The sequence below is a fragment of the Mycolicibacterium sediminis genome (genome assembly GCF_010731735.1).
Lineage (GTDB): Bacteria > Actinomycetota > Actinomycetes > Mycobacteriales > Mycobacteriaceae > Mycobacterium > Mycobacterium sediminis.
The window spans coordinates 4,054,085-4,067,997 of sequence record NZ_AP022588.1 but is presented as its reverse complement, the minus strand read 5'-3'; the positions used below and the strand labels follow the sequence as shown (position 1 = coordinate 4,067,997).

General features: G+C 69.7%; 13 protein-coding genes. 6 read left to right on the top strand and 7 right to left on the bottom strand.

Annotated features, from left to right (window positions below):
* Window positions 1-41: 41 nt before the first annotated feature.
* From G6N64_RS19465 to G6N64_RS19445, 5 genes are read right to left on the bottom strand one after another with little or no spacing between them, the layout of a single operon-like run.
* Window positions 42-704 carry a response regulator gene (locus tag G6N64_RS19465; protein WP_163798905.1) on the bottom strand — a complete coding sequence of 221 codons (663 nt, stop codon included), beginning with the start codon at window positions 702-704 and terminating at the stop codon, window positions 42-44.
* Complete coding sequence (gene macS / locus G6N64_RS19460) at window positions 688-1,833, bottom strand: MacS family sensor histidine kinase (protein WP_246230713.1); 1,146 nt, start codon at window positions 1,831-1,833, stop codon at window positions 688-690. Before macS ends, G6N64_RS19465 begins: the two co-directional genes overlap by 17 nt.
* Before the next feature lie 9 nt (window positions 1,834-1,842).
* Window positions 1,843-2,595: an amino acid ABC transporter ATP-binding protein gene (locus G6N64_RS19455; RefSeq protein ID WP_163801946.1), complete on the bottom strand. Its 753-nt coding sequence runs from the start codon at window positions 2,593-2,595 to the stop codon at window positions 1,843-1,845.
* Between the two features lie 5 nt (window positions 2,596-2,600).
* Window positions 2,601-3,527 carry an amino acid ABC transporter permease gene (locus G6N64_RS19450; protein WP_163798903.1) on the bottom strand — a complete coding sequence of 309 codons (927 nt, stop codon included), beginning with the start codon at window positions 3,525-3,527 and terminating at the stop codon, window positions 2,601-2,603.
* Window positions 3,528-3,535: 8 nt separating this feature from the next.
* Window positions 3,536-4,450, bottom strand: coding sequence for an ABC transporter substrate-binding protein (locus tag G6N64_RS19445; protein WP_264002280.1), 915 nt, complete (start codon window positions 4,448-4,450; stop codon window positions 3,536-3,538).
* 168 nt (window positions 4,451-4,618) lie between these two features.
* Here G6N64_RS19445 and G6N64_RS19440 point away from each other — a divergent pair, with 168 nt between their 5' ends.
* The 6 genes from G6N64_RS19440 to G6N64_RS19415 all read left to right on the top strand — a co-directional run bounded on the left by G6N64_RS19440 (window position 4,619) and on the right by G6N64_RS19415 (window position 11,545).
* Entirely contained in the window at window positions 4,619-5,263 is a 645-nt protein-coding gene (locus tag G6N64_RS19440) for an HdeD family acid-resistance protein (RefSeq protein ID WP_246231282.1), read from the top strand.
* A gap of 88 nt (window positions 5,264-5,351) precedes the next feature.
* Window positions 5,352-6,800: a cytochrome ubiquinol oxidase subunit I gene (locus G6N64_RS19435; protein ID WP_163798899.1), complete on the top strand. Its 1,449-nt coding sequence runs from the start codon at window positions 5,352-5,354 to the stop codon at window positions 6,798-6,800.
* A gap of 27 nt (window positions 6,801-6,827) precedes the next feature.
* Window positions 6,828-7,868: a cytochrome d ubiquinol oxidase subunit II gene (cydB, locus tag G6N64_RS19430; RefSeq protein WP_163798897.1), complete on the top strand. Its 1,041-nt coding sequence runs from the start codon at window positions 6,828-6,830 to the stop codon at window positions 7,866-7,868.
* A gap of 23 nt (window positions 7,869-7,891) precedes the next feature.
* Entirely contained in the window at window positions 7,892-9,493 is a 1,602-nt protein-coding gene (gene cydD, locus G6N64_RS19425) for a thiol reductant ABC exporter subunit CydD (RefSeq protein ID WP_163801944.1), read from the top strand.
* A complete protein-coding gene (locus tag G6N64_RS19420; protein ID WP_163798895.1) occupies window positions 9,483-11,000 on the top strand; it encodes an ATP-binding cassette domain-containing protein in 1,518 nt (505 codons plus the stop codon). Before cydD ends, G6N64_RS19420 begins: the two co-directional genes overlap by 11 nt.
* A complete protein-coding gene (locus G6N64_RS19415; RefSeq protein WP_163798893.1) occupies window positions 10,997-11,545 on the top strand; it encodes a DUF4190 domain-containing protein in 549 nt (182 codons plus the stop codon). Before G6N64_RS19420 ends, G6N64_RS19415 begins: the two co-directional genes overlap by 4 nt.
* Here the strand turns inward: G6N64_RS19415 and G6N64_RS19410 are convergent.
* Window positions 11,542-12,378, bottom strand: a complete 837-nt coding sequence (locus G6N64_RS19410) for an acyl-CoA thioesterase (RefSeq protein WP_163801943.1) — start codon at window positions 12,376-12,378, stop codon at window positions 11,542-11,544. The genes G6N64_RS19415 and G6N64_RS19410 overlap by 4 nt on opposite strands.
* Before the next feature lie 100 nt (window positions 12,379-12,478).
* Entirely contained in the window at window positions 12,479-13,900 is a 1,422-nt protein-coding gene (pyk, locus tag G6N64_RS19405; RefSeq protein WP_163798891.1) for a pyruvate kinase, read from the bottom strand.
* Window positions 13,901-13,913 lie beyond the last annotated feature (13 nt).

The window sequence follows — 13,913 nt, the reverse complement described above, 5'->3', positions numbered from 1 at the left end:
CGCCGCCGGTGAGGATGAGTATTACTACCCGACGGGCCGGGTCAGTCGTCCAGACCGTGCTCGATGGCGTAGCGGGCGAGTTCGACCCGGTTGGCCACCTGCAGCTTGCGGAACGTCGCCTGGACGTGGTTCTCGACGGTCCGGTGGCTCAGCGACAGTCGCTCCGCGATCTGCCGTGCGGTCAGACCCTTGGCGACGAACCTCAGCACCTCGGTCTCGCGGTCGGTGAGGCTCGGCGTCGACGGGCCGGCATCCGGCGTGCGCGCGATGCGGCGGTACTCCCCCAGCACCAGCCCGGCGAGCCCGGGGGTGAAGACCGCCCGCCCCTCGGCCGTAGCCCGGACCGCCTGTGCGAGTTCGACTTTGGAGGCGCTCTTGACCAGATAGCCCGTGGCGCCCGCCTTGACGGCCTCCAGTACGTCGTCCCGCTCGTCGGACGCCGACAGCACGAGCACGCGCGTACCCGAGGACACCTCGAGGACGGCCTCCGTTGCCTGCGTGCCGGTCCCGTCGCCCAACCTCATGTCCATCACGACGACGTCCGGCTTGACGACCCCGGCGCGGCGGCGGGCCGACTCCACGCCGTCGGCCGTGGCGACGACGTCGAAGCCCTGGTCCTCGAGATCCCGGGCGACCGCATCGCGCCAGATCGGGTGGTCGTCGACGACCATGACCGTGCACGTGCGCTCAGCCTCGCCCGCCATCGGACCCTGCCTTCCGGGGAACCGTCAGTTCCCACTCGGTGCCCTCGCCCGGCGCGGTGACGAGCCGCGCGGTGCCACCCATCCAGTCCAGTCTGCCGACGATCGACTTGGCGATGCCCATCCTGCCCTCGTCGACCGCCTGGTTCAGCCTGCCGTCGGCGATGCCCACCCCGTCGTCGCGCACGCTCACGACGACGGCGTCCTCGAGGTCCTCGAGCAGGACGAAGGCGCGGGCATCGGCACCCGCGTGCGCGACGACGTTGTCGAGTGCGTTGGCGACCGCGGCGTTCAGCTCGGATGCCACGGCGGCGTCCAGCGGCACCGGCGTCGCGGGCAGGCTCAGGAACACGCGGTCCGACTCGTGCGACCGGAGGAGGCCCGCGACGTCCACCGACGCATCCCCCGTCGGCGCCGGACCCGAACCCGCGCTCACCAAACGCCGCAGCGCGCGCTCCTGCTCTCCCGCCAACTCGGCGAGTTCGGCGGTGGCGCCGCCGATCTCACGTCCCCGCCGCGCGACGAGGGCGAGCACCTGGATCGCGCCGTCGTGCACCTCGCGCGAGAGACGCTCACGCTCCTCGACCGCCGCGGCGAGCCGGACCGCCTGCTCCAGTTCGGCGTGTGCCCGCCGTGCCGTCAGCGCGGCCATCCCGACCGCCAGGCCCACGGCGAGTTCGATGACGGCCGTCGCGTTGCGGCCGAGGTTGACGCTCACGTAGCCCTTCAGGACGGCGTTGGCCACCACCACCACGACCCCTGCCGCCATCCCGGAGAGGGGACCGAGCAGGATCGCGGCCGAGATCGTCGCATTGGTGGCCCACAGCGTCGTCGGCCACGACTGGTTGTCCGCGACCCACTGGTCGGAGGCCACGAACTCGGTCGACAGGACCAGCGCGACCACGACGGCGAGTTCGGCACCCACCCACGCCGGCCGTCGGCCGAACCCGCGAAGGTAGGCCACCGCGCAGGCCGCGCTCCACGAGATCAACGCCGCGAACAGCACCCAGCCCGCGACCCGCCGGTCCAGGTCGTCGTTGACCGCGACCTGGAAGTACAGGGCGTAGACGCAGCTCAGCAGGCGGAACCCCTGCGCTGCCCGCCACAGCGGCGTGGCCGGGTCCTGCTGCACCGTCGCCGCCTACATCACCTTCGACAGGAAGGCCTGCGTCCGTTCGTGTTTCGGGTTGCTCAGGACCTCGCGGGGGTTGCCGCTCTCGACGATGACACCACCGTCCATGAAGACCAGTTCGTCGGCGACCTCCCGCGCGAACCCCATCTCGTGGGTGACGACGAGCATCGTCATGCCCTCGCCCGCAAGCTGCTTCATGACCGCGAGCACCTCGCCGACCAGTTCGGGATCGAGCGCCGAGGTCGGCTCGTCGAACAGCATCAGCTTCGGCTCCATGGCGAGGGCCCGGGCGATCGCCACGCGCTGCTGCTGACCGCCGGACAGCTGCGCCGGGTAGGCCTCGGCCTTGGGCGACAGCCCCACCCGGTCGAGCAGTTCGCGGGCCTTCTTCACCGCCGCGTCGCGTTTGACGCCTTTGACCTGCATGGGCGCCTCGACGATGTTCTCCAGGGCCGTGCGGTGCGGGAACAGGTTGAAGTGCTGGAACACCATGCCGATCTCGCGTCGCTGCTTGGCGGCGTCCTTCGGGCTGATCTCGTGGAGCTTGCCGCCGCGTTCGCGATATCCGATGAGGTCGCCGTCGACGTAGAGGCGACCGGCGTTCACCTGCTCGAGGTGGTTGATGCAGCGCAGGAACGTCGACTTTCCGGAACCGGACGGGCCGACGATGCACATCACCTGACCGCGCTGAACCTCGAGCGTGACGCCCTTGAGGACCTGCAGCGCACCGAAGCTCTTGCAGACCTGCTCGGCCTTGACCATGGTCGTCACGGGTGCGGCTCCCCCATCTGCGCCTTGGCGAGCGCCTCGAGCTGTTTGGTGGTCAGCTTCCGCGACGAGCCGCGGGCGTAGTACTTCTCGAGGAAGTACTGCCCGACCATGAGGACGCTCGTGACGAGGAGGTACCACGTCGACGCGACCAGGAGCAGCGGCACCGGGTCGAAGATGCGGGCGGCGATCTCGCGGGTGGCGATGCTGTACACGTCGAAGGCGTACGGGACCGCGGTGACGAGCGACGTGGTCTTCAGCATGCTGATGACTTCGTTGCCGGTGGGTGGGATGATGACTCGCATCGCCTGCGGCAATACCGTCCGGCGCATCGCCAGACCCCAGGACATGCCGAGCGCGGTCGACGCCTCGAGCTGCCCCTCGGGCACCGAACTGATTCCGGCACGGATGATCTCGGCCATGTAGGCGGACTCGTTGAGCGCCAGACCCAGCATCGCCAACAGGAACGGGATGGACAGCGATTGCAGGTCGAGGGTGAAGAACGTCGGCCCGAACGGAACGCCGACTTGGAGCTTGGAGTAGATGACCGGGACCAGACCCCAGAACGCCAGCTGCACGTACACGGGGGTGCCGCGGAAGATCCAGAGGTACACCCACGACACCGAGCGGAAGACCGGGTTGTTCGACAGCCGCATGACCGAGAGCAGCACGCCGAGGACGACGGCGATCACCATCGAGTAGACGGTCAGCTGCAGGGTGTTGAACACCCCCAGCATGATGCGATCGTTGAAGAGGTACTCGCCGTAGGTCTGCCAGCCGTACGCGGGGTTGGTGGCCGCGCCGTAGAGGAACAGCGCGACCAGGACGACGATGACGCCCGCCGACACCCACCGCCACGGATGCCGTAGCGGAACGGCGTCGATGGCGGCTGGATCACTGGGTGGCGGCGGGGCGTCGGCAATCATCGGGTGGGTCAGCTGACCGCGCCGTTGATGACGGGCTTGTCGATCATGCCGTTCTCGACGCCCCAGTTGGTCGCGATGGTCTTGTAGTCACCGCTCTCGATGAGGTGCTCGAGCGCCTTCTGCAGCGACTGCGCCAGCGGCGAGCCCTTCTTCACCGGCCAGCCATACGGGGCAGCATCGAAAATCTCACCGGCGGCTTCGAGCTTGCCCTTGGTTTCCTTGATCGCATTCGACGTCACCGGCGAGTCCGCCGACATGGCCTCGGTCTGGCCGAGCACGACCGCGTTGGTGGCGGCGTCCTGACTATCGAACTTCACGATTTCGATAGCAGGCTTACCCGCGTCGGTGCACGCCTTGCTCTTGGCCGGCAGCTCGTCTGTGTCCTGGTAGGTGGTCGCCTGGACCGCGACCTTTTTCCCGCACGCGTCGGTGGGGTTGATACCCGCCCCGACCTTTTGCGCCCACTGAGTGCCCGCGGAGAAGTAGGTGACAAAGTCGACCGTCTGCTCCCGTTCCTTGGTGTCGGTGAACGAGGACATGCCGACGTTGAAGCTGTCGCCCTGGATGGACGGGATGATCTTGGCGAAGTCCGCCTCGCGGTACTCCGGGGTGAGTCCCAGGGTTCCGGCGATCGCGTTCATCAGGTCGACGTCGAAGCCGACGATCTTGCCGGACTCGTCCTTGAACTCGTTGGGCTTGTAGGGGATGTTGACGCCGACGATCAGCTTGCCCGACGACTTGATGTCCTCGGGCACGGTGTTGGCGATGTCGTCGACCTTGCTGGCGTTGGGCGCCGCTGCGGGACTGGTCGATGGTGCAGAATTCTCGGTGCTGGACGAACAGCCGGAAACGGCCAGAGCGCCGGTGGCGGCGAAGACCGCTGCCAGACGCCACATCTTTCCACGTGACACGAGTTGCCTCATCTTTCTACGTCGGGCCGTGTTGGGGTCCCCTCCAGCGGAGGAGGTTAACGACCATGCACCGACTGCGCATGGCCGGTAACGAGACATTAACGACCCCGCGACGCCGACGGCGGCGTTATCGGCCACGACCGGCGTGCCCGCCGACGAATGCGGGCGCGGCCAGCAACGCTGTGCGACACTGCGCACATGACGGCGCATCCGGTCCTGCCCGGGACACCAAGTCTGTTGCCCCACCTGTGGAAATCGGTCCTCGTGTCGGGCGTCCTGGCGCTCGCGCTCGGTGTCGCGGTCGTGGCGTGGCCGAACATCTCGATCACCGTGGCGGCCATCTTCTTCGGCGCCTACCTGTTGATCACGGGCATCGAACAGGTCGTCTTCGCGTTCAGCCTGCACGTCGCCGCGGGCGGTCGGGTCCTGCTGTTCATCAGCGGCGCCGCGTCGCTGATCCTCGCGGTACTGGCGTTCCGCCACCTCTACGACGCCGTCCTGCTGCTGGCGATCTGGATCGCCGTCGGCTTCGTCTTCCGCGGCGTCGCGACCACGGTGTCGGCGATCAGCGACCCGACGCTGCCCGGCCGCTGGTGGAACGTCTTCGTCGGGGCGCTCAGCCTGGTCGCGGGCGTCGTCGTCCTCGCGTCGCCCTTCACCTCGATGGAGACCCTGGCGCTGGTCGTCGGCATCTGGCTCATCGCGCTCGGCGTGATGGAGATCGTCGCCGCCATCGGCATCCGCAAGACCACTAACGGTTCCGTTGCCGCGAGCACCTCCAACCCCGAGGTCACGCCCCCGCCGAGCGGGACCACCACCGCCTGACGTTCCCTCCGTCACCTTTTCGGATCCGGCGCCCCGCACCTACTACGATCTGTCGTAGATAGGGCAACGGAGCCCGGAAGAGGTGAACATGGACGCCCTCGACGTATCCCGGTGGCAGTTCGGCATCACGACCGTGTACCACTTCGTCTTCGTCCCGCTGACCATCGGTCTGGCCCCGCTCATCGCGGTGATGCAGACCGCGTGGGTGGTCACGGGCAACGCCGCCTGGTACCGGCTGACCCGGTTCTTCGGCAAGCTCTTCCTGATCAACTTCGCCCTCGGCGTCGCCACGGGCATCGTCCAGGAGTTCCAGTTCGGCATGAACTGGAGTGAGTACTCCCGATTCGTGGGCGACGTCTTCGGCGCACCGCTGGCGATGGAGGGACTGGTCGCGTTCTTCTTCGAGTCCACCTTCATCGGGCTCTGGATCTTCGGCTGGACGCGCCTGCACCGGCTGGTCCACCTCGCCTGCATCTGGATCGTCGCTCTCGCCGTCAACGCCTCGGCGTTCTTCATCATCGCCGCGAACTCGTGGATGCAGCACCCGGTCGGCGCCCGGCTCAACCCGGACAACGGCCGTGCGGAGCTGACGAGCATCGTCGCCCTGTTCACCAACAACACCGCGGTGTCGGCGTTCTCGCATGCGGTGGCCGGCGCCTTCCTCACGGCAGGCACCTTCGTGGCCGCCGTGTGCGCGTGGTGGCTGGTGCGCGCCCGCGACACCACCGAGTCCCGCACGATGTACCGGCCTGCGGCCATCCTGGGATGCCTGGTCGCGCTCGTCTCCGCGGGAGCGCTGGCCTACACCGGCGACGTGCAGGGCAAGCTGATGTTCGAGCAGCAGCCGATGAAGATGGCATCCGCGGAGTCGCTGTGCCACACCGCCACCGACCCCGACTTCTCCGTCCTGACCGTCGGCACCCACAACAACTGCGACAGCGTCACCCACGTCATCGAGGTGCCCTACGTGCTGCCGTTCCTGGCCCAGGGGCAGTTCGAGGGCGTGACGCTCGAGGGCGTCAACGACCTCCAGCAGCGGTACGAGGCGGAGTTCGGTCCCGGCGACTACCGGCCCAACCTCTTCGTGACCTACTGGTCCTTCCGGGCGATGATCGGCCTGCTCGCGGTGCCCGCGCTGTTCGCCCTCGTCACCCTGTGGCTCACCCGGGGCGGCCGGATCCCGGACCAGCGCTGGTACTCGCGGTTCGCCCTGCTGACGCTGCCCACCCCGTTCCTGGCCAACAGCGCAGGCTGGGTGTTCACTGAGATGGGCCGCCAGCCGTGGGTGGTGGTGCCCAACCCGACCGGCGACCCCGGCCTCCGGTTGACCGTCGCGCAGGGCGTCTCCACCCACGGGGTCGGCCTGGTGCTCACCTCTCTGCTGCTCTTCACCGCCGTATACGCCGTCCTCGCGGTCATCTGGTTCTGGCTGCTACGCCGCTACGTGGTCGAAGGGCCGCTGGAGCACGACTCGGAACCCGCGCCGCCGGCCCCACCGGGTGACGCCGAGATCGCACCCCTGTCCTTTGCGTACTGAGTCGTTCGTCCACTGAGGAGCGTCACCATGCAACTGCAGGACTACTGGTTCGTCGCACTTGCCGCACTGTTCCTCGGCTTCCTCGTGCTCGAGGGATTCGACTTCGGCGTGGGAATGCTGATGCGGTTCTTCGGCAGCGACGCCGGCGACGATCGGGAGCGCCATCAGCGCGCGGTGCTCAACACCATCGGCCCCGTCTGGGACGGCAACGAGGTGTGGCTGATCACCGCGGCGGGTGCGATGTTCGCGGCGTTCCCCGCCATGTACGCCACCCTGTTCTCCGGCCTCTACCTCCTGCTGCTCGCGATCCTCGTCGGCATGATCGTCCGGGTCTGCGCCATCGAGTGGCGCGGCAAGATCGACGACCCGCGCTGGCGATCGACGGCCGACACCGCGATCGCCGTCGGGTCCTGGCTCCCCGCGGTGCTCTGGGGCGTCGTGTTCGCCGCCATCGTGCAGGGTCTACCCGTCGACGCCGACGCGCAGATCCGGCTCGGCATCACCGATGTCGTCACCGGCTACACCGTGCTCGGCGGGCTCACCACCGCCGGACTGTTCGCGTTCCACGGCGCGGTGTTCATCCGGTTGAAGACGTCCGGAGCGGTCCGTGACGAGGCGACGTCGTTCGCCGCGCGTCTTGCCGCCCCGGTCACCGCCACCGTGGCCTGCTTCGGCCTGTGGACCGAACTCGCACACGGCAGCGACTGGACCTGGCTCGTCCTCGGCGTCGCGGTTGTGGCGCAGCTGACGGCGGTGATGCTGGTGTGGAGCAGGGGCGGCGACGGCTGGACGTTCGCGTGCACGACGATCGTCGTCGCTGCGGTCGTGGTCCTCCTGTTCGGCTCGCTCTACCCGGACGTCATCCCGTCGACGCTCGACCCGGCGTGGAGCCTGACGGTGGACAACGCGTCGTCCTCGCCGTACACGCTGAGGATCATGTCGTGGATGGCACTCGTCGTCACACCCCTGGTCATCGGATACCAGGCCTGGACGTACTGGGTGTTCCGGCAACGCATCTCGGCCGACCGCATCCCCGACCCGACCGGTCTGAGCCGGCGGACGTCGTGACCCCCCTGGGCGCGTCGCGGGCCATCAGACGCCATCTCGTCGCGTCGGTGTGCTGCGGCGTGGTCATCGCGGGCGCCTCCATCGCCGGCGCCGTGGTGCTGGCGCACGTCGTGGCGGGAATCATCGGTGACTCGTCGACCCGCGACCTCGCGTACTGGGCACCTGCGCTGGTGGTCCTCGCCGCGCTGTGGTCGGCGCGCGCCGTCGCCCAGTGGGCCCAGGCGCGGCTGGGTCAACGCGGCGCCACGGCCGCCATCGCCGAGACCAACGCCCGCATCCTGACCACCGTCACCTCATTGCCGCCGCGGGACCTCGCGAGGGTCCACGACGACGCGGCGCTGCTCGTCACGCGCGGGATCGACGGGCTACGGCCCTATTTCACCCGCTACCTGCCTGCGGTGGTGCTGGCCGGGATCGTCACGCCGACAGCCGTGGTGACGATGGCGTGCTACGACCTCGGGTCGGCAGTGGTGGTGCTGATCGCGCTGCCCCTGATACCGCTGTTCATGGTGCTGATCGGGCTGGTCACCCGTGACCGATCGGCCGCCTCGCTGGCGGCCATGGGCACACTGCAGGCCCGACTGCTCGACCTCGTCGCGGGCATCCCGACGCTGCGCGCGCTCGGTCGCGCCGAGGGTGCCATCCCGCGGATCGACGAACTCGCTGCGGCGCACCGACGCTCGGCGATGGCCACGCTGCGCATCGCGTTCCTGTCCGCACTGGTGCTCGAACTCCTGGCGACGCTCGGCGTGGCCCTGGTGGCGGTGTCGGTCGGCCTGCGCCTCGTCTTCGGCGAGATCCCGCTCGCCAACGCCCTCACCGCACTCCTGCTCGCCCCCGAGGTGTTCTGGCCGCTGCGCCGCGTCGGCGTCGAGTACCACGCCGCCCGGGACGGCACGACCGCGTCGGAGCAGGCCACGGCACTGCTCTCCGACATCGATGCGCCCACACCGGGAGTCGGCACGGTCGTCCCGGAGGGTGCCACCATCGAACTCGTCGGCGTCGGCGTCGACGGACGGGACGGACCTGCCCCCGACGGGCTGACCGCCACGATCGCACCCGGCACCGTGACCGTGCTGACCGGACCCAACGGCGCCGGCAAGAGCACCGTGCTGCAGACCATCCTCGGGCTCGTGCCGCCGACGACCGGCCGGGTGCTCGTCGACGGCCACGACGTCACCAGCCTCGACCCCACGCGGTGGTGGGCGCAGATCGCGTGGCTGGCGCAGCGGCCCGTACTGATTCCAGGGACGATACGCGAGAACCTCGAGCTGTTTGGCCGGGTGGTACGGCTCGACGAGGCCTGCCGCGCAGCCGGATTCGACGAGGTCCTGGCCGGCCTTCCCGACGGCCTAGACACCGTGGTCGGTCGGGACGGCGTCGGGCTGTCACTCGGCCAGCGGCAGCGGCTCGGCCTGGCGCGGGCGCTCGGATCCGACGCCCGGCTGCTGCTACTCGACGAGCCCACGGCACACCTCGACGACGACCTCGAACACCGGGTCCTCGAGGCCATCGCCGAGCGGGCGCGCACCGGTGCCACCGTCGTGGTGGTCGGGCACCGCGACGTCGTGCGGTCCATCGGCGACCACGTCATCACGGTGGGAGGAGCCAGCCTTGTCCACTGACACCGTCGCAGGCGCCGTCGCGCTCCTGCGACCACGGGTCCCCCGCCTGCTCGCGGCGATCGCGCTGGGCGTGCTGTCCCTCGGCAGCGCGCTGGCGCTCGCCGGTGTCGCGGCGTGGCTCGTCGCCCGTGCCTGGGAGATGCCACCCATCCTCGACCTGAGCGTCGCCGTCGTCGCGGTGCGGGCGCTGGGGATCTCGCGCGGGCTGCTCGGGTACTGCGAGCGACTCGCCACCCACGACACCGCGCTGCGCGCCGCCGGTCGGGCCCGCACCGAGACGTTCCGGCGGCTCACCGCGGCGCCGACCGAGTCGGTGATGCGCTGGCACGGCGGCGAACTGGTGTCGCGCCTCGGCGGATCCGTCGACGAACTCTCCGACGTCCTGGTCCGGGCGGTGCTCCCGATCGCCGTCGCCGCCGTCCTCTCGGTGGGCGCAGTCGTCGCCGTCGCGGTCATCTCGCCCCTCGCGGGTGCCGTGCTCGCCGCGGGCCTCGTGGTCGCGGGGATCGTCGCACCGTGGGCGGCGGCGCGGGCGGCGAGCGCCGAGGAGTTCGGAGCCGCGGACGCCCGGTCCGAGCGCGACACGGCGGCGATGACCGCGCTCGATCACGCCGCCGAACTACGGGTCGCGGGCCGTCTCGACCTCGTCATCGCCGACACCGCCCGGCGGCAACGCGCGTGGGGCGCGGCGGCCGACCGGGCCGCGCGCCCGGCGGCGGCGGCCGTGGCGATGCCGACACTCGCCATCGGGATGAGCGTGCTGGGCGCGGTCGTCGCCGCCGTCTCGCTGGCATCGACGCTGTCGCCCACCACCGCGGCGATCCTGATGCTCCTGCCCCTCTCGGCGTTCGAGGCGACGACGGCGTTGCCCGGCGCGGGCGTGCAGTTGACCCGTGCCCGCGTCGCGCTCGACCGGTTGACCGGGTTGACCGCGCGCCAGGGGGGCCGCACCCGCCCGGCCGTGGACCCGCCGCACGTCGACCCCGGCTCGCGGCTGGCCGTGGTCGGGCCGAGCGGCAGCGGCAAGACCACCTGGCTGATGGCGATGGCCGAGCGGCAGGGCCCGCCGATCACCGGATTCTTCCCCGAGGACGCACACCTCTTCGACACCACGGTGCGCGACAACCTCCTCGTCGCCCGGGGTGATGCGTCCGACGACGAACTGCTCGACGCGCTCGACGACGTGGGACTCGACGCGTGGCGCCGCGGGCTGCCGGACGGTCTCGACACCGTACTCACCGGCGGCACGGCCGCAGTCTCGGCCGGCCAGCGCAGGCGGCTGCTGCTGGCCCGGGCACTCGTGTCCGACTTCCCCGTCGTCCTGCTCGACGAGCCCACCGAACACCTCGACGCCGCCGACGCCGAGCGTCTGCTCACCGAGATGCTGACGCCCGGCGCGATGTTCGACGCCGCCCGCACCGTCGTCGTGGCCACCCACCAGCTGCCCGACGCCGTCGGCTGTCCCGTCGTGCGCGTCGATTCCGGCGGGTACCCTCGGCAGGCATGACCGGATATCCGGGCGGGTATCCACCGCCAGCTGGGCCCGAGGGGCAGCAACCGCCGCAGGAACCGTTCTCCCAGCAGCCCTTTCAGCAGCCGCCACAGGGCTACAACGGTTACCCGTATGGTCCCGGCGGCTATGGCTACGGCTATGGCGGCCCACCACCGCCGGCGGCACCGCGCAACGGTCTGGGCATCACGGCGCTGATACTCGGGATCGTCGGCCTACTCGCGTTCTGGTCGGTGATCGGCGGCGTCCTGTTCGGTGCTGCCGCCGTGATCGTCGGCATCGTCGCCCGCAACCGGGCCAAGCGTGGCGAGGCCACCAACGGAGGGGTGGCCATCGCGGGAATCGCGTTGGGCGCGTTGGCCGTCGTCGTGTCCATCGCGTTCATCGCGGTCTGGGTGGGGCTGTTCGAGGAGGTCGGTGGCACCGACTACCTGGATTGCGTGCAGCGAGCCGGCAGCGACGAGCAGGCCCTCGACGGGTGCATCCAGCGTCTCACCGACCGCGTCAACGACGAGGTCGGGACGACGGCGCCGACGCGCTAGCGGCCCGGGAAGTGCTTGACGATGCCTTCCTGCACCACCGTGGCGATGACACGTCCGGACTCTTCGAAGAAGTGCCCCGTGCCCAGACCGCGTGACTCCGCGGCCACCGGGGACGTCGTCGAGTAGAGCACCCATTCGTCGAACCGGATCGGCCGGTGGAACCACACCGAGTGGTTCATCGTGACGGCGAAGATGCGGTCGAACCCCCACGACAACCCGTGGGTGGTGATGATCGAGTCCAGCACCGTGGTGTCCGACGAGTAGACCAGGGCCGCCGCGTGCAGCACCGGATCGTCGGGCATCTCCCCCTGAGCGGTCATCCAGACGCGGTTGTGGCCGAGGCGGTCGCCCTTGTCGCGCATCACCCACGCCGGGTCGTTGGTGTAGCGCCACTCGATCGGCCGCAACGCCTCGGCGAAGAGCGGCACCGTCTGCTCGTAGCCGCGCAGGAGGTCGTCGATGGTCGGCAGTCCGTGCGGCGGGTCGACGACCGGTACGTCGACGTCGTGCTCGAGGCCGCGACCGCCGGCCAGGTGCGACACCAGAGCGCACCCGAGCAGGACGCCGTCCTGGGTGACGTCGACGCGACGGTTGGCGAAGCGGCGTTCGTCCCTGAGCCGGACGACGGTGAACTCGAGGTCGCGACTCGGGTCGCCACCGGCGACGAAGTGCATCGACAGCGCGCTGGGCGGCAGCGTCGCACCCACCGTCCGGCTGGCCGCGACGAACGCCTGCGCCATCATCTGCCCGCCGAAGGTGCGGATCGGGTTCTTGCTGGGGTGCCCGCCGGTGAACTCGTCGTCGCCGACGCGGGTCAGGTCCAGCACCCGCATCAGTTCACCGAAGTCCGGGTGCCTGCCCGCCGTCCGAGCGCCGGTCACCCGAACCTCCTCGTCGATGTCCGTTCGTCCCGATGCACCGGTCGTGATGCGATCAGGCGTGGTCGTCCTCGCCGATCCGGTGCACGTGGATCAGGTTGGTCGAGCCTACGGTGCCGGGGGGCGCACCCGCGACGATGACCACCAGGTCGCCGCGCTTATAGCGACCCAGCGACAGCAGTGACTCGTCGACCTGGCGGATCATGCCGTCGGTGGTCTGCATGTGCGGCACGATGAACGTCTCGGTGCCCCACGTCAGTGCGAGCTGGCTGCGCACCTCGGGCAGCGGCGTGAACGCCAGCAGCGGCAGCGGGGTGTGCAGACGCGCCAACCGCTTGACGGTGTCACCGGACTGGGTGAACGCCACCAGCGCCTTCGCGTCGAGACGCTCGCCGATGTCACGGGCCGCGTAGGAGATGACGCCGCGCTTGGTGCGGGGCACGTGCGTGAGCGGCGGGGCGGCCGTCGAGTTCTCCTCGACGGCGCTGACGATCCGCGCCATGGTCCGGACCGCCTCGAGCGGGTACTTGCCCACCGACGTCTCCCCCGACAGCATCACCGCGTCGGCGCCGTCGAGCACCGCGTTGGCGACGTCGGAGGCCTCGGCCCGGGTGGGGCGAGAGTGCTCGATCATCGACTCGAGCATCTGGGTCGCGACGATGACCGGCTTGGCGTTCTCGCGGGCCATCTGGATGGCGCGCTTCTGGACCAGCGGGACCTCTTCGAGCGGCAGCTCGACGCCGAGATCACCGCGCGCCACCATGATCGCGTCGAACGCGAGCACGACGGCCTCGAGGTCGGCGATGGCCTCCGGCTTCTCCAGCTTCGCGATGACCGGCACGCGGCGGCCGACCCGGTCCATCACCTCGTGGACGAGTTCGATGTCCGACGGCGAGCGCACGAAGGACAGCGCCACCAGGTCGACGCCGAGTTCCAGGGCGAACTCCAGGTCGGCGATGTCCTTCTCCGACATCGCGGGCACCGACACGTTCATGCCGGGCAGGGACAGGCCCTTGTTGTTGCTGACCCGACCGCCCTCGGTCACGGTGCAGACCACGTCGTTGCCGTCGATGTGCTCGACCACGCAGCCGACGTTGCCGTCGTCGATGAGCAGCCGGTCACCCGGGGAGGCGTCGATCGCGAGGTTCTTGTAGGTCGTGGACACGCGGTCGTGGGTGCCCATGAAGTCGTCGACGGTGATCCGCACCGTCTCGCCGGCCACCCACAGGGTGGCGCCGGTGGCGAACCGGCCCAACCTGATCTTGGGGCCCTGCAGGTCGGCCAGGATGCCGACGGCGCGCCCGGTGGCATCGGAGGCGTGCCGGACCCGCTCGTAGTTCAGCTTGTGGTCGGCGTGGTCGCCGTGGCTGAAGTTGAGCCGTGCCACGTCCATGCCTGCTTCGACGAGCGCCTTCAGCATTTCGTCGCTGCCGGTTGCCGGGCCGAGGGTACAGACGATCTTTCCGCGTCTAGTCACGTCTGGTGAGCTT

Coding starts and splice junctions, on each gene's coding strand:
- G6N64_RS19415 (WP_163798893.1), top strand. CDS start 10,997: ATGACCGGATATCCGGGCGGGTATCCACCGCCAGCTGGGCCCGAGGGG.
- G6N64_RS19465 (WP_163798905.1), bottom strand. CDS start 704: ATGGCGGGCGAGGCTGAGCGCACGTGCACGGTCATGGTCGTCGACGAC.
- G6N64_RS19445 (WP_264002280.1), bottom strand. CDS start 4,450: ATGAGGCAACTCGTGTCACGTGGAAAGATGTGGCGTCTGGCAGCGGTC.
- G6N64_RS19410 (WP_163801943.1), bottom strand. CDS start 12,378: ATGCGGGTGCTGGACCTGACCCGCGTCGGCGACGACGAGTTCACCGGC.
- G6N64_RS19450 (WP_163798903.1), bottom strand. CDS start 3,527: ATGATTGCCGACGCCCCGCCGCCACCCAGTGATCCAGCCGCCATCGAC.
- cydB (WP_163798897.1), top strand. CDS start 6,828: ATGCAACTGCAGGACTACTGGTTCGTCGCACTTGCCGCACTGTTCCTC.
- G6N64_RS19435 (WP_163798899.1), top strand. CDS start 5,352: ATGGACGCCCTCGACGTATCCCGGTGGCAGTTCGGCATCACGACCGTG.
- G6N64_RS19455 (WP_163801946.1), bottom strand. CDS start 2,595: ATGGTCAAGGCCGAGCAGGTCTGCAAGAGCTTCGGTGCGCTGCAGGTC.